This window comes from Halobellus salinus (assembly GCF_014646875.1).
GTDB lineage: Archaea > Halobacteriota > Halobacteria > Halobacteriales > Haloferacaceae > Haloquadratum > Haloquadratum salinum.
Genome location: NZ_BMOC01000004.1, coordinates 146,802 through 167,811, shown reverse-complemented (window position 1 = coordinate 167,811; position 21,010 = coordinate 146,802). Strand labels below are relative to the sequence as shown.

27 protein-coding genes, 2 tRNA genes and 1 pseudogene are annotated in these 21,010 nt (G+C 68.6%); 8 read left to right on the top strand and 22 right to left on the bottom strand.

What is annotated here, in order from left to right; translation table 11 throughout:
• The first annotated feature begins 123 nt into the window (after positions 1–123).
• A complete protein-coding gene (locus tag IEX72_RS05405; RefSeq protein ID WP_188786359.1) occupies positions 124–612 on the top strand; it encodes a universal stress protein in 489 nt (162 codons plus the stop codon).
• A 309-nt stretch (positions 613–921) separates the two neighbouring features.
• Positions 922–1,269: a DUF7113 family protein gene (locus IEX72_RS05400; protein WP_188786358.1), complete on the top strand. Its 348-nt coding sequence runs from the start codon at positions 922–924 to the stop codon at positions 1,267–1,269.
• Between the two features lie 12 nt (positions 1,270–1,281).
• On the opposite strand, the gene IEX72_RS05395 is transcribed toward IEX72_RS05400, so the two are convergent.
• Positions 1,282–2,559 carry a DNA double-strand break repair nuclease NurA gene (locus IEX72_RS05395; protein WP_188786357.1) on the bottom strand — a complete coding sequence of 426 codons (1,278 nt, stop codon included), beginning with the start codon at positions 2,557–2,559 and terminating at the stop codon, positions 1,282–1,284.
• Between the two features lie 59 nt (positions 2,560–2,618).
• On the opposite strand from IEX72_RS05395, the gene IEX72_RS05390 reads away from it, so the two are divergent.
• Positions 2,619–3,278, top strand: a complete 660-nt coding sequence (locus IEX72_RS05390; RefSeq protein WP_188786356.1) for an HAD family hydrolase — start codon at positions 2,619–2,621, stop codon at positions 3,276–3,278.
• Positions 3,279–3,292: 14 nt separating this feature from the next.
• Here the strand turns inward: IEX72_RS05390 and IEX72_RS05385 are convergent, their stop codons facing one another.
• The 3 genes from IEX72_RS05385 to IEX72_RS05375 all read right to left on the bottom strand — a co-directional run bounded on the left by IEX72_RS05385 (position 3,293) and on the right by IEX72_RS05375 (position 5,033).
• The gene (locus IEX72_RS05385; protein ID WP_188786355.1) at positions 3,293–3,664 is read right to left on the bottom strand and encodes a hypothetical protein; all 372 of its coding nucleotides are present in this window, start codon (positions 3,662–3,664) and stop codon (positions 3,293–3,295) included.
• Between the two features lie 43 nt (positions 3,665–3,707).
• A complete protein-coding gene (locus tag IEX72_RS05380) occupies positions 3,708–4,154 on the bottom strand; it encodes a DUF2240 family protein (protein ID WP_188786354.1) in 447 nt (148 codons plus the stop codon).
• A 90-nt stretch (positions 4,155–4,244) separates the two neighbouring features.
• Positions 4,245–5,033 (bottom strand): AMP-binding protein, encoded by a 789-nt coding sequence (locus tag IEX72_RS05375; protein ID WP_188786353.1) that lies wholly within the window; start codon positions 5,031–5,033, stop codon positions 4,245–4,247.
• A gap of 344 nt (positions 5,034–5,377) precedes the next feature.
• Between IEX72_RS05375 and IEX72_RS05370 the strand changes: the two genes are divergently transcribed.
• A complete protein-coding gene (locus IEX72_RS05370) occupies positions 5,378–6,094 on the top strand; it encodes an SDR family NAD(P)-dependent oxidoreductase (protein ID WP_188786352.1) in 717 nt (238 codons plus the stop codon).
• Here the strand turns inward: IEX72_RS05370 and IEX72_RS15520 are convergent.
• Both IEX72_RS15520 and IEX72_RS05365 read right to left on the bottom strand, forming a co-directional pair.
• A pseudogene (locus IEX72_RS15520) lies at positions 6,087–6,297 on the bottom strand (RNA-guided endonuclease TnpB family protein); the annotation flags it as partial. The gene IEX72_RS05370 and the pseudogene IEX72_RS15520 sit on opposite strands and share 8 nt — an antisense overlap.
• 10 nt (positions 6,298–6,307) lie before the next feature.
• The gene (locus IEX72_RS05365; protein ID WP_188786351.1) at positions 6,308–6,631 is read right to left on the bottom strand and encodes a DUF5789 family protein; all 324 of its coding nucleotides are present in this window, start codon (positions 6,629–6,631) and stop codon (positions 6,308–6,310) included.
• Positions 6,632–6,724: 93 nt separating this feature from the next.
• Here IEX72_RS05365 and IEX72_RS05360 point away from each other — a divergent pair, with 93 nt between their 5' ends.
• Positions 6,725–6,937: a CopG family ribbon-helix-helix protein gene (locus tag IEX72_RS05360; protein ID WP_188786350.1), complete on the top strand. Its 213-nt coding sequence runs from the start codon at positions 6,725–6,727 to the stop codon at positions 6,935–6,937.
• Positions 6,938–6,988: 51 nt separating this feature from the next.
• On the opposite strand, the gene IEX72_RS05355 is transcribed toward IEX72_RS05360, so the two are convergent.
• From IEX72_RS05355 to IEX72_RS05335, 5 genes are all read right to left on the bottom strand, one after another.
• Positions 6,989–7,408 carry a hypothetical protein gene (locus tag IEX72_RS05355; RefSeq protein WP_188786349.1) on the bottom strand — a complete coding sequence of 140 codons (420 nt, stop codon included), beginning with the start codon at positions 7,406–7,408 and terminating at the stop codon, positions 6,989–6,991.
• A 282-nt stretch (positions 7,409–7,690) separates the two neighbouring features.
• Positions 7,691–8,101: a hypothetical protein gene (locus IEX72_RS05350; RefSeq protein ID WP_188786348.1), complete on the bottom strand. Its 411-nt coding sequence runs from the start codon at positions 8,099–8,101 to the stop codon at positions 7,691–7,693.
• A gap of 141 nt (positions 8,102–8,242) precedes the next feature.
• On the bottom strand, positions 8,243–9,523 hold the full coding sequence (locus IEX72_RS05345; protein WP_188786347.1) for a DUF7096 domain-containing protein: 1,281 nt from the start codon (positions 9,521–9,523) through the stop codon (positions 8,243–8,245).
• Between the two features lie 124 nt (positions 9,524–9,647).
• A complete protein-coding gene (locus IEX72_RS05340; RefSeq protein WP_188786346.1) occupies positions 9,648–10,988 on the bottom strand; it encodes a helix-turn-helix transcriptional regulator in 1,341 nt (446 codons plus the stop codon).
• A gap of 70 nt (positions 10,989–11,058) precedes the next feature.
• Entirely contained in the window at positions 11,059–11,526 is a 468-nt protein-coding gene (locus IEX72_RS05335) for an archease (RefSeq protein ID WP_188786345.1), read from the bottom strand.
• 128 nt (positions 11,527–11,654) lie between these two features.
• On the opposite strand from IEX72_RS05335, the gene IEX72_RS05330 reads away from it, so the two are divergent.
• Positions 11,655–12,341, top strand: a complete 687-nt coding sequence (locus IEX72_RS05330) for a DUF4336 domain-containing protein (RefSeq protein ID WP_188786344.1) — start codon at positions 11,655–11,657, stop codon at positions 12,339–12,341.
• Between the two features lie 23 nt (positions 12,342–12,364).
• On the opposite strand, the gene IEX72_RS05325 is transcribed toward IEX72_RS05330, so the two are convergent.
• The 4 genes from IEX72_RS05325 to IEX72_RS05310 all read right to left on the bottom strand — a co-directional run bounded on the left by IEX72_RS05325 (position 12,365) and on the right by IEX72_RS05310 (position 14,182).
• Positions 12,365–12,868, bottom strand: coding sequence for an AAA family ATPase (locus IEX72_RS05325; RefSeq protein ID WP_188786343.1), 504 nt, complete (start codon positions 12,866–12,868; stop codon positions 12,365–12,367).
• A gap of 7 nt (positions 12,869–12,875) precedes the next feature.
• Positions 12,876–12,949, bottom strand: a tRNA-Thr gene (locus tag IEX72_RS05320).
• A gap of 14 nt (positions 12,950–12,963) precedes the next feature.
• Complete coding sequence (locus tag IEX72_RS05315) at positions 12,964–13,527, bottom strand: GNAT family N-acetyltransferase (RefSeq protein WP_229663749.1); 564 nt, start codon at positions 13,525–13,527, stop codon at positions 12,964–12,966.
• A 79-nt stretch (positions 13,528–13,606) separates the two neighbouring features.
• The gene (locus IEX72_RS05310) at positions 13,607–14,182 is read right to left on the bottom strand and encodes a DNA-3-methyladenine glycosylase family protein (RefSeq protein ID WP_188786342.1); all 576 of its coding nucleotides are present in this window, start codon (positions 14,180–14,182) and stop codon (positions 13,607–13,609) included.
• Between the two features lie 144 nt (positions 14,183–14,326).
• Between IEX72_RS05310 and IEX72_RS05305 the strand changes: the two genes are divergently transcribed.
• A tRNA-Glu gene (locus IEX72_RS05305) sits at positions 14,327–14,401 on the top strand.
• A gap of 224 nt (positions 14,402–14,625) precedes the next feature.
• On the opposite strand, the gene IEX72_RS05300 is transcribed toward IEX72_RS05305, so the two are convergent.
• From IEX72_RS05300 to gatD, 4 genes are all read right to left on the bottom strand, one after another.
• Positions 14,626–14,796, bottom strand: a complete 171-nt coding sequence (locus tag IEX72_RS05300; RefSeq protein WP_188786341.1) for a hypothetical protein — start codon at positions 14,794–14,796, stop codon at positions 14,626–14,628.
• A gap of 78 nt (positions 14,797–14,874) precedes the next feature.
• Positions 14,875–16,341: a hypothetical protein gene (locus IEX72_RS05295; protein WP_188786340.1), complete on the bottom strand. Its 1,467-nt coding sequence runs from the start codon at positions 16,339–16,341 to the stop codon at positions 14,875–14,877.
• Positions 16,331–16,621, bottom strand: a complete 291-nt coding sequence (locus IEX72_RS05290) for a DNA-binding protein (RefSeq protein ID WP_188786339.1) — start codon at positions 16,619–16,621, stop codon at positions 16,331–16,333. The genes IEX72_RS05295 and IEX72_RS05290 overlap by 11 nt, the downstream gene beginning before the upstream one ends.
• Before the next feature lie 62 nt (positions 16,622–16,683).
• A complete protein-coding gene (gene gatD, locus IEX72_RS05285; RefSeq protein WP_188786338.1) occupies positions 16,684–17,937 on the bottom strand; it encodes a Glu-tRNA(Gln) amidotransferase subunit GatD in 1,254 nt (417 codons plus the stop codon).
• A 186-nt stretch (positions 17,938–18,123) separates the two neighbouring features.
• Here gatD and IEX72_RS05280 point away from each other — a divergent pair, with 186 nt between their 5' ends.
• Positions 18,124–18,654, top strand: coding sequence for a hypothetical protein (locus IEX72_RS05280; RefSeq protein WP_188786337.1), 531 nt, complete (start codon positions 18,124–18,126; stop codon positions 18,652–18,654).
• 117 nt (positions 18,655–18,771) lie between these two features.
• Here IEX72_RS05280 and IEX72_RS05275 read toward each other — a convergent pair whose 3' ends face one another.
• The 3 genes from IEX72_RS05275 to IEX72_RS05265 form a co-directional block, all read right to left on the bottom strand.
• Positions 18,772–19,281, bottom strand: a complete 510-nt coding sequence (locus IEX72_RS05275) for a peroxiredoxin family protein (RefSeq protein WP_188786336.1) — start codon at positions 19,279–19,281, stop codon at positions 18,772–18,774.
• Positions 19,281–19,550 carry a glutaredoxin family protein gene (locus tag IEX72_RS05270; RefSeq protein ID WP_188786335.1) on the bottom strand — a complete coding sequence of 90 codons (270 nt, stop codon included), beginning with the start codon at positions 19,548–19,550 and terminating at the stop codon, positions 19,281–19,283. Before IEX72_RS05270 ends, IEX72_RS05275 begins: the two co-directional genes overlap by 1 nt.
• Before the next feature lie 410 nt (positions 19,551–19,960).
• Positions 19,961–21,010: a dipeptide epimerase gene (locus IEX72_RS05265; protein ID WP_188786334.1), complete on the bottom strand. Its 1,050-nt coding sequence runs from the start codon at positions 21,008–21,010 to the stop codon at positions 19,961–19,963.

Sequence of the window (21,010 nt, the reverse complement as noted above, 5' to 3'; positions counted from 1 at the left end):
CGGCGACGGATAAAACACCCCACCCTCGTCGGCTCGACCGCACACGCCCACGGCCGCGAGGTGGCCCCCACAACCTGACAACCAATGCATATTTTTACGTGGGTTCCGCTGGAACGTTCAGCCATGAGCTACGACAAGATCCTCATTCCGACCGACGGAAGCGGACAGGCGGGGAACGCTGTCGAAGAGGGCATTAACCTGGCGACGGAGCTCGATGCGACCGTCCACGCACTCCATGTCGTTGATGAGTTCGAGGCGAAAGTCGTCCCGATCACGGGCGAAGAGGAGGCGAAACGCGACGAGTACGTGGCGTACGGCGAGCGTATCACCGACGAGGTCGCAGACTTGGCCACGGAGGCCGGACTCGACGCCGCGGCGACGGTCGAAATCGGGATCGCTCACAAGAAGATCCAGCAGTACGTCGAGGACCACGGCGTCGACCTCGTGGTGATCGGCTCCCGTGGCCTCGGTATGATCGAGGAGGCGCTGCTGGGGAGCACCGCGGACAAGGTGATCCGACTCGTCGACGAGCCTGTCACGGTCGTGTACAAACGCCCGGGCGAGAGGACCCAGTGGATGCTGCCGTCGGCGGAGGACACCATCCACCGCTGACGCGCCGGACGCGATGGCTGAGGACCGTCCGACCCCCCTGTCGGTGACTGGGCGTGATCGGTGGGCGGGTGTCCAGAGACGGAGCGCTAGCGACCGCGGTGGGATTGCTTCTCGAGCGGTCGCTCAAACCGCACGTTTATAACGGATCACGGGACCACCGCCGGTGTGCGGTGAGAACTGCCCCACGTCGGGTTGCGATTGCCCGGCACATCGGCGTGGGGGTTCGGTGTGCCGGCTATACGCCACTGATTCGGGTCCGAACCGAGGCTCCGCCGGGCAGCTTTTGTCGCCACGGCCGCAACGCCGAGTATGTTGCTCGTGCGCGGCCACGCCGGGGGAACTGCGCTGACCGGGACGGTGTTCGAGCGCGGGGAGTCGGCGCCGTCTTACAAGGGTGCACCCGACGACGGGGCCCCGTACGTCTGGGTCTGCGACGCGTTCTACGAGGTCGAGAGCGGCGGCCCCGAAACCGAGATCGACGGCCAGACCAAACACGTCGCTTTCGAGTCGCCGATGCCCCGAGGGTTCGAGACGCGGGAGCGGGCGGTCGAGGCCGCGAAAGAGCACGTCCGGACGCAGTTCGCGCGTGTCGGCGTCGCGGAGTCCGAGGTGCGGGTTGAGGTAGTCAGGACCGAACCGGAGTCCGAACAGTCGTAGCCGCCCCCGGATCTACTCCGCCTCGCCCCACCGGACGTCGTCGTACCGCCTGACCTCGTCGGTATCGAGCGTCTCGGCGAAGCGCTGGCGGAGCGAGGACTTCTCCGCGGCGCTTATTCGTGCCAGTCCGTCGGCCTTTGCGACTGCCTCGGGCGGGCCGCGACGGGCCGCGACCTCGCCGAGGATCTGTTGGGCGATCGCCTCGCGGGTGTCCGCGGTGCGGGCGAACGCGTACGGCGTCTCAACGCGGTAGAGCACGTCCGTCTGTGGCTCGTACACCGCGAAGAAACACGTCTCGTAGAGTTCGGGATCAAGCCGGCGCTCCACGCCGTAGGCGTCGCCATCGGCTGCGACTGTCGCGTCGACACCGCCGCGGGAGACGAACCAGCTGGTGAAGGTGAGCTCGTCGGTCCGCCTGTTCTCGGGGCCGCGTCGTCGGCCGTCGTCGGCGTCGTCCGCCCGTCGCTCCAGTAACTGCGTGAACAGCGCGGTGTCGTCTGTCCACGGCACGTCGATGCCACGGTCACTCCCACGGAGCGTCCCGACGATTCGCTTGGAGGCGGGGTTCTTTACGAAGCCGCACAGCGGGACGTCGCGTTCGACGAACGACTCCACTAGGCGGATGTAGTTCTCGACGATTGACCGCGGCTGGAGTTCCTCGGCGAGCGCCTGTAACTCGGCGTCGCGGTCCCGCCAGTTGAGGAGTTCGACCGGATACAGCGGGCCGTCGAGAACGAGCAGGTCCGACACCGCGTCGGCGTGCTCCAGGGCGTGAGAGCTCTCGGCGAGGTACAGCGCCAGGGCGTGGACGATCCCCTCGGCGTAACGGTTGATCCGCGGCACCTGCAGCACCCGCCACCGGCAGTGCCCCTCGTCGACGGTCCGCCAGGGCTCTTCTAAGGTGACCGTGCTGTCGTTGACGTGGGTTGCGGCGACGATACTCCGGTGACGGTGGAGGTCCAGATCCGACGGCGCAGCCGCCATCGCGGCCTGCGCAAGATCGACAACCAGCCCGTTCTTGAACGTTGTGGGGTTGATGGTGCCCGAATCCAGCCCGTGGGTGGTCGCGAACGGCGCGTCGGCGAGTGCAACGTCCTCGGTGTCGACCGCGCGCAGCCGCTTTTCGCCGACGGGTTCGAGCACTGCCCGACCGTCGGGGTCGTACAACGGGTCGAGGAAATCCGCCCAGACCCGTGCAGCCACGTCAACGTGGTCGGTGTCGTCCACGTTGCGCGCGAGATACGCCGCGAGGTCCGCGATGCTGTCGACGTGAACGGGATCCAGACTCACATCGGTTCTGTGACACCCCGACGAGAAAAGTCATACGTCCACGTTGTCTACTGGAGGTCGTGACGATCACCGCGGTGGGGTTCGACCTCGACGAGACGCTCGCCGTGCCGGCGCGCGACCGGGAGACGATACTCGAAGACGCCGTCGCAACCGTCGACGGGCCGCCGTTGACACGGGAAGGCTACCTCGACGCCCACAGCCGGAACCTCACCAGCGCCACGCGGGAACCGATCTTCGCGGCGCTGCTGGACGGCCGCGACACCGACGTGGAGCCGGCGCGGCTCGCCGGGATATACCGCCGGAAGATCGCGGACGCACTCGCCCCACTCTCCGGTGTGGAGGCGTTCCTGCGCCGGCTTCGGGACACCTACCGGGTCGGCCTCCTCACCAACGGTCCGAGTGTCGCCCAGCGCGACAAACTGACCACCCTCGGGTGGACCAACCTGTTCGACGCCACCTTGGTTACGGGCGACCTCAACGCGGGGAAACCCGACTCAGCCGCCTTCGAGGCGCTGCTCGACGCGCTCGGCAGCGACCCTGGCCAGACCGTCTACGTCGGCGACGACGTCGACACCGACATCGCCGGCGCGGCCGACGCCGGGCTGGTCCCGGTCCAGGTGACGTTCGAGGATGGGCCCCCCGCGTCGCCGCGGGCGGCTGCCCACGTCCAACGGACCCGGCTCGTGGCGGAGTTGCCCGACCTGCTGGAGGGCGTCTAGCGGCGGACCCTCGGTTACGCTGCCACGACCGAGCGGAGCACCGATAGTACCCGCTTCACCTGCGCGCCGTCCTCGACGAACACCAGAGTTTGCGGCGGCTCGACCGCCTTCGGCCGGACGCGGAGTCCTTCTTCCCGGGCGGCGTCGACAGCGACGTCAACCGCGTGCTCGAACTCCACGCGCGCCCGGTCGGGCTGGACGAACACCGACGCCACGCGGTCGTCGTCGCGGTCGATGCCGTAGGCGAACGCCCCATCGGGCGTGGGATCGGTGTCAGGATCGGCGTCAGTGACCGACAGCGCGGCGAGAGCGTCGCCGTGGCCTGTGACCTCAGAGGCCAGAAACTGTGCGATCCGGCGGCCGTCGGTCAGTCGTTGCTCGACCATACGACGTGTTTCGTACGACGCAAAAAAGGCTCTCGGTCGGGCGCTACTCGCCGAGGCGCTCTGCGGCCGCGCGCGCCGCGTCGCCGACATCGACGCCCTGTCGCCGCGCGTACAGTGCTGCCGCCGCCTCGACCGAGACCCCGAGTCGTCGCTGGCGCTCGTTGATCGCGGCGACCGCCTCCTGCTTGTCGTTGCCCGCCGCAACCAGCGCGTCGAGGATCCGCTCGAATGTCGACTGCTCTCTGAGGAGCGACTCGTCGGGTTCGTACTCGTCTGGGACGGTCACGCCCGGCGGATCGAACCGCGCGACCACCTCGCCGTTGTCGCGTGCGAGGAGGCCGCGCCCCGCTGCCACGTCGATGAGCCGTTTGGCCTGATCCGGCGAGAACCAGTTTCGGTCCAAGGAGAGCGCAACCACGAACTCTCCTTCCCCCAGTCGGGTCGTCCCACGCTGTTTGAACGGGACGGCGACCGCGACGTCCAGGCTCATACCGGGAGTAGGTGCGGCCCCCCACAAGGAGGCCTCGGTTTCGACGCGTCGGTCGGGTGAGCTCGATGCGGGTTCGGGACGGTGGCCCCGTCAATCCGTGTCGAAATCCAGCACCGACGCGCCGCAGGCTTCCCCGTCGACTTCGATCGGGTGACCGCCGGACGCGGCCCATTCGGTGGTGTCGGGCAGCACGACCGTCGCACCCGCGATGATCGGCGCCACGAGCCCCGCAACCACGACTGCCGGATCGGTCAGCGGGCCACGGAGGAGTACCTCCGTTCCGGGGCCGATCCCGACACCGTTGACAACCGCCGTGGCCGCTTCGAGGACCTCGCCGTGGGTGTAGATCACGTCGCCGGCCGCGAACAGGGGATCGTCCGCGTCGACAGCGACGGGGTGGACTGCGGGGTTCTCGCTCCACACCTCCGTCTCCCAGTGGGTCACCGACGGGTCGGTCGGCGGGTCGCCGTAGACCGCGAGGTTGTGGCCCGGCGGAAGGTCGAAATCGTCCTCACGCGCCGCGGGTGTGACAGCAACCCGTGGTGGCGATTCTCCGGCCTCCGCGTCGAAACGGGTGACTGCCCCCAGTTGTGCTGCCCCGTAGAACGAGAGCACGGGTTCGGGAGCGTGCTCGGACGCGACGTAAATGTCGTCACCGGGGCGAACGCCGAGGTGCCGGAGCACGTTCCCGGCCTTGTACGAGGTCGTGATGAAGTCGTGGTAGCTGTACGTCCGGCCGGACGCGCGGGCCCGGAGCGCGGGTCCCGGCGCGCGGCGCTCGCGGGCGACGCCGTCGCCGAGGGTCGCAGCGTCGTGACACGGCGCCGGGGCGTCGCCGTCGGGACCGGACCCCGTGTCGGCGTCGCGAGCGGGTGGCATAGCCAGCGTTCCGTGTGCCCGACTCAAAACGGCGTCGGCCGCGAGCGCCGCGCGTCAGCCGATGCTCAGTGCGCGCCGGCGACAGCCGGCGTACTCGGCGCCTCGGCGTGAAGTCGCCGGTCGGATTCGGGGTCGACGCCCGCGGCGTGTTCGGGGTCAATCATCACCGCTTCGTCGTCATACTGTCGGCTATAACTACGTGAAGATTTTCGACACCCCGGGGTGTCGAAATACGTCACGCGACTATAGCCGACAGTATCAACGGCGGTCGGCTAGTGTCTGAACCTGGGGAGGCGACTCGGGACCCTACCGGTTTATGTTCCGTGCGCCTGACCCGGGAGCCGATGGCACGAACCGCACTCGTCACCGGTGCGAGCGGTGGAATCGGCAGTGCGACGGCGCGCGACCTTGGTACGGATCACGACGTCGTGGCCCACTACAACACCGACCGCGAGCACGCCGCGGCAGTCGCCGACGACGTCAGCGACGAGGGACACGAGGCGATCGTCCACCAGTGTGACCTCCGCGACCCCGACGCCATCGGGGAGATGGTCGACCGCGCCCGCGACGAACTCGGCGGCGTGGACGTGTTGGTCAACAACGCCGGGGTGCTCCACGCGGCGGGGCTCGAGACCGCCTCCGACGACGAGATCCGCGAGACGCTCCGGGTGAACCTCGAAGGTGCGGTGTTCTGCGCTCGGGCGGTGCTCCCCGGGATGCGCGAGCGCGGCGAGGGGTGGATCATAAACGTCTCCTCAACCGCCGGCACGGGCGGGAGCCCTACCGATGCCGCGTACGGCGCGTCGAAGGCCGGTCTGCTCGGGTTGACGAAGTCGCTGGCGAAACAGTACACCGACGACGGGGTCTTCACGAACGCCGTTGCACCCGGCCCAGTGACGACCGATCTGTTCGCGACAGAGCGCCGACCGGCGACGCGGGCGGCGTCACCGATCGACCGCCTGGTCCGGCCCGAGGAGGTCGCCGAGGCGGTCCGGGCGTTCGCGACCACGTCGTCGACTACCGGGCAGACGCTCACTGTCGACGGCGGGATCCGGTTGTAGAGGCGTCGGAACGCCCAGACGCGGCGCCACGTCGCCCCGGGAATAGTCTCCCGGATGTGGGTCAACTCCTCGAACGCGATGTGCGAACAGTCGTTCTCGATAGCCTCCGCAACGGCATCGTTCGCTACCGTGTGTAGGCGTGTCTCGAAGCGTCTGTCTCTCTTTTGCCCGACGCTCTCGATATTCTCGTGAGCGTGACGTGAAATGACGCGGTTAAAATGGGAGCAGTGCCCGCAACTGCGAGAGGATTCCACCGCCGGCTTCCCGATACTCCTCTAAGACCGGATGCAGCGCGTCGAGAAGCTCCCGCTTGGTATCGAATTCGGTCGCGCGAACAGCCCCGAGGGCATCCGAGAGCGCCACCGTGTTTCCGTTCGAGTCGTACGGGATCGCGGGGTCGCCGAGCGCGCGAACGATTTCGTCCGCGGTCGCCGGGAACGTGAGATCGGACTCCGAGAGGTACGGCGAAAGCGCCGCGATGCCGAACTCGAGGGAGTCGGGCTCGTCGCCGTCCTGCTGCGGTGGTCTGACAGCCATCGAACGTCGGTAGGGGTGCGGGAAGTGAAAAACCCCCGGCTCCGGCTGCGACGAGTCCGCACTGTTTTGACCGCGGGTATCCTCCTCGGACCTGTGACTGACTACACCACGGTGTCAATCCCGAAGGAGTTGGCCGACCGCGTCGACGAGACCATCGAGGGGACGAGCTTCTCGAGCACGAGCGATCTGGTGCGGTTCCTCCTCCGGAGTATCGTTATCCAGTATCAACGCGAGGGCGAACTCACCGAGGCGGAGTTCGAGGATATTGCCGAACAGCTCACCGATCTAGGGTATCTCGATCGGTAGCGCGCGGCCGACACGCCGTACCCGCGACCGCGTCGATGCCGGCAACCCGCCTCACTCCCCCGCCAGACGCTCTGGCGGCGGTTCAGCGTCGATTACGTCCAGGTCGAGCCGCCGGTCGTTCCGGTCGAAAGCGGCGACTGACCCCGGCTCCCACGGCGGGACCGCGACCACCAGGGCGGCCGCGAATGTGTCCTCACGAGTGGCTTGCAGCCGACCATCGGGGTGTGAGACGAACCGGCCGCGTCCCTGACCCGCGGGTGTTCCGAGGTCGACGCCGAAGACAGCGTTCACCGACCCGCTCGCCTCCGGAAAATAAAAGTGTGTCAGCACTGGGGTCTCGCTGTCGAGGCCGGCGTCGGAATCGAACTCCCCCGCGGGCGTCGACGCGAGCACGACGCTGGTCCCGTCGGGGTCAGCCTCGGCCGCCATTTCTAAGAGCGCCTCGAGGAGGCCGCGGGTGATGTGTACCACACGCCCAGGGAAGGCGGCATGACTCAAAATACCGTCGGACGACCCGGGTCCGAGCGCAGAGACCGGCGGTGACGGGCGTCATCGCGTGATGGAGGGAGTGCGTCAGCAGGGTGCCCGGTCGGACACCGCCGATCCGGAGGGGGCAGGTGGGGAGAGAGGGGAGCGTCGGATCGAGCGCGTCGGTGGGGACCGAGTCGCGGGCGGCCCAACCGGGGCACTTCCGTATTGGGATGGATCCGATGTAAATCCGACTGAGCCTCAAACAGTCGTTTCACCCACCGGCTACTGGCGTCGGCTCGTGGGGAGGAGAAGCAACGCACCGGGGATCGAGAGTGTCGCCAATCGCAGGGGGTTCTCGCGGATGTCGAACTCCGGATCCAGCGGCTGGCTCTGCACGTCGGTGATCCGCAACGAGGAGTAGTAGACGATCACGTGTGTGAGGAGGTAGCCGACCGCGAACGGTACCGGAAGCGAAAACCGGACGCCGAACGCGGCCAGGACGTCGAAGAGGACGGCCGTCACCGACGACACGGCGAGGAAATCCCCGAGTTGGAGCGTGACCCCCGTGAACGCCGTAACCACAGAGTCGACCACAGAGGGTGTGGTCGGCGTGTAGACGAACGCCGAAAAGACGCTGGCTGCGAGTAGCGCCATCCCCCCGACGAACCCAGCGACCGGGTAGACGTACTCCATCACAACGTTCGTGTTCCGCTGTTCTGATAATTGTTGCCCACAAATCTCAGTTTCGATACCGGGAGTGCATCCGGACAACGGGGGCAACGTCACGGGTGAACCGGGGGCCAGCGCCGAATCGGGCAGGAGTACCCGTCCGGTTCAGTTGCTGCCGCCGTTCGACGAGCCGCCGTTCGACGAGCCACCATTCGACGAGCCACCATTCGACGAGCCACCGTTCGACGAGCCACCATTCGACGAGCCGCCGTTCGACGAGCCACCATTCGACGAGCCACCGTTCGACGAGCCGCCGTTCGACGAGCCACCGTTCGACGAGCCACCGTTCGACGAGCCGCCGTCAGAGCTGGAGCTTCCGTTTCCGTTTCCGTTTCCGGGGTTAGAGTCCGATCCACTGCCGCCGTCCGATCCGTTGTCACCACCTGAGCCGCGCCCGTTACTGTCACCCGATTCGGATCCCTGACCCCCGTTCTCGGGGTCGTTCCGGTTCGCCTCGGATTCCCGCGACTGTTCGCCGCTGCCGGGGCCATCCCCGCGGTCACCGTTGGCGCCGTCCCCCGGCCCGCGGTCGGACGCCCCGTCACTCCCGGAGCCGTTTCGGGTGCGGTTCGCCGGCGGGCCGGCGTCACCGTTGGCGCCGTCCGGTGGACCACCGGGCCCCGACGCCGCACCGCTCCGGCCGGGCGGACCCACGTTGTCACCCAGCCCTCGGCCGGACCGGTCGCCGCCGATCGAGCGGGCGATCGTCGCGACCTCCGGCCCTGAGAGGTTTCGGGCCTCGGTTCGGAGGCGTTCGATGGTCGAGGTATTGATACCGTTTGCCTCGCGGACGTCTGCGGGCAGTGACGCCGCGGTGTCGTTGCTCTGCTCGAACCGCCGCTCGACAGCGTTGATCTCGGCGGCCACCTGTGCGGTGGTGGCCCGGTAGCGGCCCTGGGAGATGTTGCCCGCCTCGCGGGCCGCCGCCAGTTCGTTGAGGCGCTCGCGCAGCGTTGTGAGACGCTCGCGGCTGTTGTTCAGTTCGTCGGAGACCACCGCCGCTTTTGAGTCGTTGCTCGCGGCGGCGGCGACGCGCTGACCGAACGCCCGGGAGCCGACCTCGCTCTCGACTTCGGTGGCCTGGACCGCGAGCGCGCCAGCCAACTGTGCACCAGGGTCGGTCCCGTCCGACCCGTTCACGTCGGGTTCGGTCGCGGTCTCGGCCCCATCAGGAGCCGCAGTGGTATTCGACCCGGCAGTTCCTGCTTCCGTGGTATTCGATGTGGGTGTACTCGTCGCTGTCCCGGTAGCCTCGGTCTGCGCCGGCCCCGGACCGACCGCGAGGTCGGTCGGCGACGCATCCGGTGACGCAACCGCGGCAGCGCCGACCGGGGCGGTCCCGATCACGACGACAACGGCAGCGAGGAGCGCGAACAGGGGGTTCATCACACCCGCTGTTGATGGCCCGGCCTCATATAAACGGATCATCGTCTACCCTGATGTAGCCGGATTCACGCGGATTGGGTCCGGCGGTCCGGGGTGGTATCGATGCCTCCAGCACGGCGGACGGTCACGCGTCCCCGTCGCTCGGCCGGAACTCCTCATCCGGGAGCACCAACACGTTCTCCCGCCCCAGCCGGAACGCGTCAAGGTCGCCCTCCTCGCGCATCTTCCGGACGACCTGGCTGGTCTTCGCGTCGGTCCAATCGAGTGTTTGAGCCACCTCCTGCTGTTTCATCCGGCCGCCTCCGTGTTCCACCAAGGCGAGCACCTGCTCTCGGTTACTCAGGAGTTCGTCCGCCCACGGCGGGTCGTCGTTCGACCCGTCCGCAGGGGGGCCGGCCGCGGTGCCCCTGCCTGCTCCGGCGCCCGCGGTGCCCCCGCCGGCACCGTTGTCTGTGGCGTCCGCTGCCGCTCCGTCGCCACCGGTGGACGCGGCTTCGGACCCGTCGCGCCCGTCGGTTTCGAGGTCGCTCGATCCTGGCGCGCCGGCGGCCGCTCCGTCCCCTGCGCTCTGGCTCAGGCCAGTCTCGACCCCCGCCGGGGAACCGGACGCGTCGACGGCGCTGTCGTGCCGGCGTCTCCAGTAGACGATCCCGGCCGCAGCGAGAGCGACCCCGATGACGGCGATCGCGCCGAGGAGGAGGCCGCCGTCGCTGTTTCCGTCTGCGCCGCCGCTTCCGTCGCCGGCACTGCCACCGCCGCCGCTTCCGTCGGCCACGCCGTCACCAGGAGCCGTGGTCGTTGTCCCCCCGGCGGCTCGCTCCGTGACGATGAGCGTGGGTTCGTTGGGGCCGAAATCGACCTGGCCGTTCCAGACGGCGATCCGCGACGCCGACCGGATCTCGTCAGGGTCGGGTTGGGCCGTCTCCACGGCGTACCCCGGCGGCCAGGAGAACTGCATTGAGGTCTCGCTGTCGAGGAAAAAGCCCGTCAGGGCGTCACCCGCGGTGATCGACCGCTCGTCGATAACCGAGAAGTTCGTCCACGCGAACGTGTAGCTGAGGACGCCGTACTCCTGCGGGAGTTCCTGTCTGCTCGCCGTCACGGAGACGTTCCGGATCTCCATCTCCCGGCCGGTGGCGTTTTCGGCGGTGTCTGCGGTCGCCACCATCCGGCCGCGGAACTCCGAGACGTACCGGGTGTCGTTGGCCTCGATGTCGTCGCGCAGCGACTCGAAGGCTCGCGTTGTGTTGTCGTCGTCGAGCCGGACGCGGTACTCGACCGTCCACGCCGCCGACCCGTCCGTCCGGAGGTCGACTCCCAGAGAGACGTCGTCGGGATCGACCTGGGTGCCCGCAATCCTGTCGGCGGGCTGTGCCGACACGGGCGCGCCGGTCGCGCCCACTCCGGCGAGTAGCACGACGGTGATAAGGGCGACGACGGCCGGGCGTGCGACACGATCGGACATCTTGCAGCAGTGGTGATGCGGGCCACACAAACAACTTCCGGGATTCGGTGCGATCCGGGATGGACCCGCGCTACACGTCGAAAACGACGTACGCCGTCCACCCCTTCTCGGTCGATTCGACCCGCATCTCCGAGTACGTCACGGCCTTGATCTCCCGGGCGTCGACCGACTCAAGCGGGACCCCCCGAGCCGTCGCGTCCAGCCGCCACGCGGCGGCGCCGGGGTCGGCTGCACTCCCCCCGAGTTCGTCGTCGCGACCGCCGGTCGGGGGCGTGACCGCCACGCGGTTCCGGACGGGGAGAACACCGCGTACATCCCGTTCGTAGATGAGCTGATCCAGGTAGTCGAACAGCAGTGCCTCCCGGCCCTCGGCGGCCACCGACACCTCGAACGTCGCGGCGTCCGCCCCCGGCTCCGGCACGTCGTCACAGCCGGCTGCAGCGAGGCCGTCAGCGACGGCCGCAAAGACCCCGTCAAGGTCGGGCGCGGTCGCCTCGACGGCCACATCCGCGGTGTGATCGCGGAGCCGGAATCCCATACCGACAGGCGGCCGCGACGCCACCTATCGCTTCCGGTCGGCAGCGCGACCCGTTCCGGCCACCTCCGGGCCGCTCCGGGGCCGGCCGGAGCGAGGAGGTTTATGCCCGTCGCACCCGGAGAGATCGTATGCCGATGAAGGGCGGCAACACCGACGGGTACCGCGAGATCGACCGATGGGGCCGGGGCGTGGGGTGGATCGCCTACCCCGAGGAGACCATGCAGCGCGCCAGCCACGCGGTCGTCGGCGACGACGGCGGCGTCTGGGTCGTCGACCCGGTCGACGCGCCCGGCCTCGACGACCTGCTCTCGGAGTTCGGCGACGTCGCGGGCGTGGTGGTCGGTCTCGACCGTCACAAGCGCGACGCGGCGGCGGTTGCCACCAGACACGACGCGCCGGTCTACGTCCCCCAGTGGATGTCCGGCGTCGCCGACGCCCTTGACGCGCCGGTCGAGCGGTTCGGCGGGGAACTCGCCGACTCGGGGTTCGAGGCGGTCCGGATCCGCGACTCCGGCATCCCTCCGTGGCAGGAAGTCGGGCTCTACCACCCCGAGGACGGCACGCTGCTCGTTCCGGAGGCGGTCGGAACTGCGGAGTACTTCTGCGCGCCGGGCGAACCGCTGGGGGTCCACCCGATGCTGCGACCGGTCCCGCCACGGCGTGAACTGTCGCGGTTCGACCCCGGGCGCGTGCTGGTGGGCCACGGTGCGGGCGTAGACACCGACGCAGCCGCCGCGCTCCGGGACGCACTCGACAACGCCCGGTCGAACCTCCCGGGAGCGTACGGGCAGGCGCTGAAGCAACTGCTGTCGTAGGCGGTGTGACCGGGCGTCGTCGGTCACGCGTCGTCAAGCAGCGCAGCCACCTGCGACCTCGTCGCGACCATCGCTCCGGAGTTGTCGACCGTTGCGTGCGGGAGTCGGACCGAGTCGTACCGCTGCCGGAACTGACGGTACACCTCGACGTCGGCGTCGCTGGCGTCGTCCTCACGGGCGGCGATCCGTGATTCGACCACCGACGCCTCGCACTCGACGGCGACAACGCCGAGGGCCGCGCCGGTCGAAGCGGCGAGTTCGACGGCGCGTTCGCGATCCGCGCGCGCTCGGAACGTGCCGTCGAGAACGACACACGGGCCGCGGTCAAGCGCGTCGCGCGCCCGGGCAAACATCTCGTCGTAGACGCGGCGCCGCTCGGCGGAGGTGTAATCGGGGTCGGGGAAACAGTCGGTGCGAACCGTGTCGGTCCGGATCAGCCGGCCGTCCAGCCGGTCGGCGAATTCGCGCGCTACGGTTGTCTTGCCGACGCCGGGCAGCCCGGCCACGACGACCAACCGGGGCGTCATCGGGGGAAGCCAGGGGTGGGATTCGAACCCACGAAGTCTCGATTACAAGTCGAGTGCATGCACCGCCCATGCTCCCCTGGCGCGGGTCGGTCTACTCAGTCCTCCTTTGAGTGTGTGTCGTTTTCCTCGGCGTCCGGAGGCCCCGTGGCCGCCTCGCCGTCCAGCGGCTTCTCGAACTGCACCCGGTGGGGCGCGTACCCGCGGCGTCGGTAGAACCCCTGTGCGCTGTCGTTACCCGCCATCGCTTCGAGCGCGACGACCGTCGCGCCGGCGTCGGCCAGCGCGGTTTCGGCCGCACCCAGCAGGGCCCCGCCGATTCCTCGGTCCCGGTACCCGGGGTCGACGTAGATGTTGCGCACGATCCCGCGCGTCTCGTCGCTCTCGTATGCTCCTCGTTCGAGCTCGAAACTGACGAACCCGACGACGTCGCCGTCGTGCCGCGCCGTACGGAGTTCGCCCGTCACGGCGTGCCGAGCGAGCGTGTCTCGGATCACCCCGCGGTTCGGCTCCGGGCGGATGTGGGAGTCGTAGCGCCGCTGGTCCGACGCGAGCGCGACCCACAGGTCGACGACCGCGTCGACGTCGCCCGGGTCGGGACGCTCGATCTCGACGGGGGTCTCGTCGGGGGTGCCGCCGTCCCGGTCCATCGGATCGGCCATGCCCGCGGTTCGGCCGACGCACGGATATACTCCCGTGGAAGCGAGTCGAAGACGGGTGGGGTCGCCCCGCTCGGCCGAATCAGTCGACCGCGCGCCAGAGGTACAGCGACGCGTACGAGCGGTACGGGCGCCACCGCTCGGCGATCTCTTCCATCCGTGAGCGTTCGAGGCCGTCGCCATAGAGTGTGCACATACCGTTCCGGATACCAAGGTCCTCAACGGGGAACACGTCCGGACGGCCGAGAGTGAACATCAGTTGCATCTTTGCGGTCCAGGTCCCGACACCGGTGATATCGGTCAGTTCGGCGATCACCGCGTCGTTGCTCGTCTCCGCGAAGTACTCCCGGGAGTAGTCGTGTTCGACGAAGGCCGCGGCGACGTTGTGGGCGTACGACGCCTTCTGGCGCGACAGCCCGAGGTCCCGAAGGGTCGAACAGTCGGTCCGAAGCAGAGCCACCGGGGTGAGTTCGACGGCGTCCTCCAGGCGCTCCCTGGTGGCGTTCGCCGACGCCGCCGAGACCTGTTGGCGAAGGATCGAGACGATCAGTCGCTCGAAGAGGTCCTCCTCGGACGCCAGTGTCTCGTCGCCGTGGTCCGCGATGAGGTGCCCGATGTCGGGGTCGTCCCGGAGGAACGCGATGGCTTCTTGGCTCACACTCGAACAGCGGGGCTACAACGGTATCGTGATTCCGTTCGAGCGAACGGACCCGACACGCTGCCGTGGGAGCACGCGAACGCGTGTCGAACGCCCACCGTAACGGAATATTTAACCCCGTCTGACCGCCAGGTTAGGATGCGGGCTCGGTTGGTGTAGTCCGGCCAATCATCTTGGCCTTTCGAGCCGAGGACCAGGGTTCAAATCCCTGACCGAGCACTTCTCCCGACACAGGTCACCGAGCGATAGCGAGCGATCTTGCGAGGACAAAAGCGCGCAGTGTTGAGTCGCCGTCCCAGCCAGCGGGATCGGGGGAGGCTCAACCTCCGAACCGCCGGAAGCCGCGAGCAGGCCGAAGGCGGGCGTCCGCCACTCCGAACAGCCCGGTCCCGGCCCCGGTCGGAGACACCACCGGACGCGGACGGGCTGTCGAGCACGGCGGCTCACGCGGCCTTTTTCATAATCTGCGGCAGGACCAGGAGGTCGAGGGCAGCGATCCCGAACGCGACCAGTCGGGCCGTGCCGTCGAACACCAGAAAACCGACCGCAACGGCAATAACGGCACTGGGCAGGGCGATCCCGTAGCGCACGAGTGGGCTCTGGAACGCGGACATAGAGTACCAATCAAACGGTGTGGGGACGCCAGGGTATGTGTGACGGAGACTGAAATCCCGATTACACCCACGCCGCGCTCACCCCAAGAACGCTGGCGACGCGGTCGGCAGCGAGATCAACCACAGACTCACCGCGGTGTACCCGATCATGACGAGCACGAACGGGTACTGGCTCCGGATGGCCTGCAACCGACTGGGGAACAGCCGGTAGGCCGTCGAGTGAGCCACCCAGATCGCCACCAGGTGGCCGCCGAGCACGAACGCGATGTTGAGCGCCGACACCCACGCCGGGAGCGTGAACACGGTCGGGTTTGCGGGTGCCGACAGCGGCGAGACGAGCGCCGCCGCAAGCGAGGGCGATAGCGAGAGAAAGAAGCCAAAGTAGTGCGCGAGGTGGTAGCCCGCGGCGACGATCAGCAGCGAGGGGGCGAACGCGACCGCGAGCGTCCGGGGCGAGCGCGTGGTGCGAAGCAGTCGGGTCGCGACCCGTGCTGCGCCGAGAAACGCGAGGTAGAACGCGGCGAAGCCGCCGAAAAACAGTGTCGCGTAGATCGCCACCGGCGGGGCCCCGACTGCTGCGACCGCACGGACCGCGGCGGCGCCCTGCTCGGTCGTGACGAACCCGCTGAACGTCAGTTCCCACACCAGCGCCACCGCAATCGCGACGTCGTCGAGTCCTGAGACGAGGCGGTCGGCGGTGTTCGCTCCCTCGTCCCGCCCGACGACGTTGCCGTCCGGGTCTACGTCCGGCACCAACCGCATCCCGGGGATCGACGCAGTGAGCCGCCCGGCCTCCCACGACAGCGGCGCAACCCGGCCGTAGAACCGGAACGCGGTCGCTATCGGGTCGGCGTTCCGGGCCCACGCGTCGCCGCCGACCAGGAGCACGCCCGCGACGGCGACGACTGCGTACCCGAGGACGGCGGTCGCGAGCACGTCGGGGCGGCTGGTCACGCCGGTCGTCGTCTCCACCCACACGAGGAGTAAGATCCCGGCGAGTGCGGGCCACCGCCCAAGCCGATCGGGGTACGCCACGATCCCGGTCGGGAGCCGGCTGAGGGCTCGGAGGGGGTTCAGTGCGGGCCAGACGTTGCCGACCAGGTAGGCCGCCATCGTCAACCCCGCGCGTCCGCCCGCGAAGGTCACGACCACCGCGAAGTTGACCGTCGAGATCTGGGGGCCGGCGAACCCGCGGTAGACCACGAGCGTGACGAGGCCGGCGCCGACGACACCCGCTGCGGTACCGGCGACGCGACGGACGCGACCGCCGCCGAGGTCGCGCCGCCACCTGTGGATCGCCGCCACGAATCCGCGGTCGGTGACAAAGCCCGCGAGCAGCGCAGAGGCGCCGATGGCGGCGCCGCCGGTCGCGACGTAGAGCCACCGCGGGACCGCCAGGGCGTCGCCGGCGGCGTCCGAGAGCCCGACCGCGGCGTTGCTCGCGGCGACACCGCGGGCGAGAATGGCGATGCCGACCACAGACACGGCAGTCGCAACCGCGACGCCCGCAATCCGGGGGAGCCACCGCGGCGCTTCACGACGCATAGACCACATAGAGGAACAGTAGCCCGAAGTACAGGACGACCAGAATCCCGAGCGCACGGATGCGAAACGACCGGATCGCCCGCTCTTCTTCCAGATAGACCTCTCGGTACGCCTCCTGCTCCGCGGCGTCGAGCGCGTTCGGGTGCCTGACGCCGCGGTGGAGGACCCGGAGGTCCGCGGTGTGGAACGCGCGGCTGCAGTCGCTGCAGACGTAGGCTGCGTCCGCAGTGGGGCTCTCGTCCGGGTCTCGCGGTGAAGTGGTGGCGTTGTCGTCGGTCATCTGCTACGGGGGGTCTCGTCGTCCGGTGGTTCGTCGGAGCCGAGTTCGGCTGGCCGCCGCCGTTAGGTCCACGGAACCGACCGCTCCTGGAGTTCGCCCGCGAGCGACCGCCGCATCGCGTCGGCGGGGTGCGCGAGGTTCTCCAGCGCCCACATCAGCTTCACCTTCGCCGTCCCGGGGAGCGTGTCGCCGGCTTCGACGACGCCGGCGTCAAGCAGGTCGCGGCCGGTGTCATACACCCGGTCGCAGACGCGACCCGCCAGACACTGGCTGGTCATCGCGACCACGACGCCGTCGTCGGTCAGTTCCTCGACGACCGGGATGAGGTCGGTGTGGACGTGGCCGAGCCCGGTCCCCTCGATCACGAGCCCGTCGATATCGGCGTCGCGGAGCATGTCGGCGTACCGATCGACGTCCAGCCCGGGCGTGGATTTGAGGAGGTCGACGTTCCCGTTCAGCCCGGTTCGGACGTTGAGGTCGACGGCGTCGCGCTCGGCGTACTCACGACGGAACTCGACGGTTCCGGAGTCGTAGTCGACGTTGCCTACCGGTTCGGCGCCGACGGTCTCGAAGGCGTCCCGGCGGGAGGTGTGGTTCTTTCGAACTCTCGTGCCGCGGTGGAGCGCGCACGCGTTGTCGTCGGTCGAGGCGTGCATACACACGAGCACCTCCGCGGCGTCGGATTTGGCGGCCTCGACCGCCGAGACCGCGTTCATAACGTTGTCCGACGACGGGCGGTCCGCAGAGCGCTGGCTGCCGGTGAACACGATCGGCACGGGCGTGTCGAGCATGTACGACAGCGCCGACGCGGTGAACTGCATCGTGTCGGTGCCGTGCATCACCACCACGCCGTCGGCGCCCGCGCGGATCTCCTCGGCGACGACCTCGGCGAGGTCCTGCCACACGCCGGCGGTCATGTTCTCCGACAGGATGTTGGCGACGACCCGGCCGCGGTAGTTGGCGCGCCCGGCGAGGTCGGGGACCGCGCGGAGCACGTCCTCGGCGTCGAACTGCGCGGTGACGGCGCCGGTTCGGTAGTCGACGGTGGAGGCGATCGTGCCGCCGGTTGAGATGAGCGAGATCGTCGGGAGGGCCTCGTCGAACTCGATCTCGGAGGTCTCGGACTCCGAGTGTGCGGAGTCGACGTCGTAGACGTCGGATTCGACGACTTTGACGTCGGCCTCGGCGCGTTCGATCCCGACGTTGTACCCGCCGTCGAGTTTGACCACGAGGTGGTCCGGGGTCGAGGAGGGCATCAACACACCCTCATTCGTGACGCCCGCGCGGTCGACACGGACGCGGTCTCCGGGGTTCATACTCCCAGGTATCCCCGGCGCGGACTTGAATCCACTCCATTGCCCGTCGTCGGATCGATCACGAACATCTCGAAAGCCGATTTCATTCCCGCCCGACTGCGAATTCTCGGTCGGCTGTCGTGCATCCGAACTCGGTCGGGCCGAAGCAGGCACAAGAGTAACCACGCGCGACGCCTACAACCCCGTATGCAACGCTCCGACGAACGCGACGCCGACTACGACGACCCCGCCGCGCTGCTCGACGACCTCAACGACGACACCGGCATCGACGCGGCCGGTCGCGCCGACAGTACGAGCGATGCCAGCTCCGGAAGTCGGCTCCGCGGCCTGCTGCCGTCTGGGGTCGGTCCCTCCTTCTCGCTCCGGTCGTTCCTCGTGATCCTCGTCGCCTCCGTCGCGGGCGTGGTCGCGGGCGGAGCGATCCCGATCGTGGGGTCGGTCGGACGGTTCCTCGGGCTGCTCGCGGTCGCGTTCGCGGCGGGGCTGATCGGCTCCCGCAGCCGATACCTGGAGGTCGGCCTCGCCGGTGCGGTCGCGGCGGGCACGGCGTTCCTGCTCGGGACGCTCACAAGCATCTTCGCGCCGGTCGCGGTGCAGTTCCTCGCGGACTACGGCGTCGCGATCGTCGGCGTCGGGGTCGGAACTGGCTTCCTCGTCTCGATCGTGGGTCACTATTTCGGCCGGGACTTTCGGGACGGACTCACGCGGGAAGTCTGAGGATCACCTCGGGCAGAAGGCTCGGATCGGTTGCGCGGGGGCTTCCACGGTCGTCTCCGCGCTGTTCTCTCCGATTTCAGCCCTAACGAACCAGTGCCTTCGGAGAGCTATTGCTACCTATGCGTGCTCGTCGATCGCCGCGGCGACCTCCTCGTAGTCGGGGAACGCCGGCCACTCGTCGGCGACCCACGCGTACTGGACCGTCCGGTCGGCGTCAAGCAGGAACACCGCCGGTCGGTGTTCGGTCACGCCTTCCATTCCGTCGAGGTGGTTCTCGACGTCGTACGCCTCCGCAACGCCCGCGTCAGGGTCGGAAAAGAGCCGGGCGCCCTCGGCGCGCTCTTCGAGGAGGTCCTTGTGCTCGTACGGCGACGACGCGGAAACGCCGACCAGTTGGACGTCCTCGGCGAACCCGTGGTCGTCGATCGCGTTCCACATATACGTCGCGGGGAAGGCGCCGTCCATCGGGTGGAACGCGAGCAGCGTCGGCCCCCCGACGACGTCCGACAGCGACGCGTCCGCCCAGTACTCCGGGCCGACCAGCGGCCGGGTGAAGTCGGGGGCGGTGTCGCCGGGTTCCGGATGGTCGCTCGTCGGGAGGTCGATGACCTCGAACCCCAACTCCATCAGGCGGCCCCCCCGTCGCCGTAGGTGCGTTCGAGGTACGCCACGATGTTTGCGGATTCCGACATCGTGACCCCGGTGTTACCGTCGACGATCGCTGGGACGCTCCGCTTGCCCGAGACACGTTTGACGACGTTGCGCTCGGAGTGCATCGGCTCGACGAACCGGGAGTCGTACGCTACGTCGAGGTCGTCGAGCACCCGCACGACGCGCTCGCAGAACGGGCACGCCTGGAGTCGGTACAGCGTGATCTGTGGGTCGGAGTCGGTCATACCCGTATTACGCCCGAACCACTTCTAAGCGCTTCGTTCGCGGAACCGTGCGATGTGGGAGTAGGCAGCGCTGATGTGAACGGACCGACTACGAGCCCGAAGGCCTCTGCGCGCTCGACTCCCGGGACTCGCTGTCGTCCGAGAGACGCGCAGCGTCTTTCGTGATCCTGAGAGGGCGGCCCTCTCGGACGACGCGCTTCGTCGCTCACTGCGTCACCGGCGGCGGGCCGCCGGTTTCCAGCGAGACCTCCGGTCTCGCCCGGTTCGCTCCTCGGTGCTTGCATCGTCCGGGTTCGTCAAGCGCGCAGCCCCTTCCATTCCCGCCCTGATGGGTTCTGTAGCCAGCATCGCGTGAGCGGGACGACGGTTGAGCGGCGCGATCCGGTCTCCCGGACGTTGTTTCGCTGGTCTCACTCGTCCCGTCGCGCGCCCGTCCCGGCCAGTCCGCGGTCGTCGAGCGCCGACAGGTGGATCCCGTCGCCGTCGACCGGGACGCCGGCGTAGGGGTCGGATTCGAGGAGAAGGGATCCGTCGAGATCGGCGTAGTCCAGTAGCGGCGCGAGGTGACACGCCGCCGCGATCGCAGCGTTCGTCTCGATCATACACCCGAGCATCACCTCCAATCCGTGGGCGCGAGCAGCGTGGATCATCCGGCGGGCCGGCCCGAGTCCGCCGCACTTCATGAGCTTGATGTTCGCGATGTCGGCCCGGTCGGCGACCGCGGGCACGTCCGGGAGTGTCACACACGACTCGTCGGCCGCGACCGGGAGCGGGGAGCGCTCGTACACGTATCGGAGCCCGTCGGGGTCGGCGGCGGGCACCGGCTGTTCGACGAACGCCACGTCGTGGTCCGCGAGCGCGTCGATCTGCCGGATGGCTTCGTTCGGGGTCCACGCCCCGTTGGCGTCGACGCGCAGTCGGGCGTCGGGCGCGGCGTCTCTGACCGCTGCGATGATTTCGCTATCGCGGTCGGTTCCGAGCTTCACCTTCAGGACCTCGTGGCCCGCGTCGGCCGCCGCCGCTGCCTTCTCCCGCATCCGGTCAGTTGAATCGAGCCCGATCGTGAACGACGTCATCGGGGTCGCGTCGGGGTCGAGTCCCCACTTGCGGTACAGCGGGACGCCAAGGCGTTTCGCGGCGAGATCGGAGAGTGCGATGTCGACCGCGGCGTGGGCGGCGGGGTTGTCGGCGATCACGTCCTTTCGGTCCCGCTCGATCCGCTGGCGTGCGTGCGGGTCGCCGACTGACTCGACGACCGACAGCAGAGCCGGGAGGACGGCTTCGACCGTTGCGGCGGACTCACCGTAGTGGGGCGAGGGGGCGGCGGCGCCGACGCCGGTGGCCCCCGACCCGTCGGAGATCCGAACCACCAGGTTCTCGGCGGTCTCCTGTGTCCCGCGCGAGATGGTGAACGCGTCCGAAATCGGAAGCGAAACCCGCTCGAACTCGGTATCGAGCAT

Coding starts and splice junctions, on each gene's coding strand:
- IEX72_RS05405 (WP_188786359.1), top strand. CDS start 124: ATGAGCTACGACAAGATCCTCATTCCGACCGACGGAAGCGGACAGGCG.
- IEX72_RS05400 (WP_188786358.1), top strand. CDS start 922: ATGTTGCTCGTGCGCGGCCACGCCGGGGGAACTGCGCTGACCGGGACG.
- IEX72_RS05385 (WP_188786355.1), bottom strand. CDS start 3,664: ATGGTCGAGCAACGACTGACCGACGGCCGCCGGATCGCACAGTTTCTG.
- IEX72_RS05380 (WP_188786354.1), bottom strand. CDS start 4,154: ATGAGCCTGGACGTCGCGGTCGCCGTCCCGTTCAAACAGCGTGGGACG.
- IEX72_RS05375 (WP_188786353.1), bottom strand. CDS start 5,033: ATGCCACCCGCTCGCGACGCCGACACGGGGTCCGGTCCCGACGGCGAC.
- IEX72_RS05370 (WP_188786352.1), top strand. CDS start 5,378: ATGGCACGAACCGCACTCGTCACCGGTGCGAGCGGTGGAATCGGCAGT.
- IEX72_RS05365 (WP_188786351.1), bottom strand. CDS start 6,631: ATGGCTGTCAGACCACCGCAGCAGGACGGCGACGAGCCCGACTCCCTC.
- IEX72_RS05350 (WP_188786348.1), bottom strand. CDS start 8,101: ATGGAGTACGTCTACCCGGTCGCTGGGTTCGTCGGGGGGATGGCGCTA.
- IEX72_RS05345 (WP_188786347.1), bottom strand. CDS start 9,523: ATGAACCCCCTGTTCGCGCTCCTCGCTGCCGTTGTCGTCGTGATCGGG.
- IEX72_RS05340 (WP_188786346.1), bottom strand. CDS start 10,988: ATGTCCGATCGTGTCGCACGCCCGGCCGTCGTCGCCCTTATCACCGTC.
- IEX72_RS05335 (WP_188786345.1), bottom strand. CDS start 11,526: ATGGGATTCCGGCTCCGCGATCACACCGCGGATGTGGCCGTCGAGGCG.
- IEX72_RS05330 (WP_188786344.1), top strand. CDS start 11,655: ATGCCGATGAAGGGCGGCAACACCGACGGGTACCGCGAGATCGACCGA.
- IEX72_RS05325 (WP_188786343.1), bottom strand. CDS start 12,868: ATGACGCCCCGGTTGGTCGTCGTGGCCGGGCTGCCCGGCGTCGGCAAG.
- IEX72_RS05315 (WP_229663749.1), bottom strand. CDS start 13,527: ATGGCCGATCCGATGGACCGGGACGGCGGCACCCCCGACGAGACCCCC.
- IEX72_RS05300 (WP_188786341.1), bottom strand. CDS start 14,796: ATGTCCGCGTTCCAGAGCCCACTCGTGCGCTACGGGATCGCCCTGCCC.
- IEX72_RS05295 (WP_188786340.1), bottom strand. CDS start 16,341: ATGCGTCGTGAAGCGCCGCGGTGGCTCCCCCGGATTGCGGGCGTCGCG.
- IEX72_RS05290 (WP_188786339.1), bottom strand. CDS start 16,621: ATGACCGACGACAACGCCACCACTTCACCGCGAGACCCGGACGAGAGC.
- gatD (WP_188786338.1), bottom strand. CDS start 17,937: ATGAACCCCGGAGACCGCGTCCGTGTCGACCGCGCGGGCGTCACGAAT.
- IEX72_RS05280 (WP_188786337.1), top strand. CDS start 18,124: ATGCAACGCTCCGACGAACGCGACGCCGACTACGACGACCCCGCCGCG.
- IEX72_RS05275 (WP_188786336.1), bottom strand. CDS start 19,281: ATGGAGTTGGGGTTCGAGGTCATCGACCTCCCGACGAGCGACCATCCG.
- IEX72_RS05270 (WP_188786335.1), bottom strand. CDS start 19,550: ATGACCGACTCCGACCCACAGATCACGCTGTACCGACTCCAGGCGTGC.
- IEX72_RS05265 (WP_188786334.1), bottom strand. CDS start 21,010: ATGCTCGATACCGAGTTCGAGCGGGTTTCGCTTCCGATTTCGGACGCG.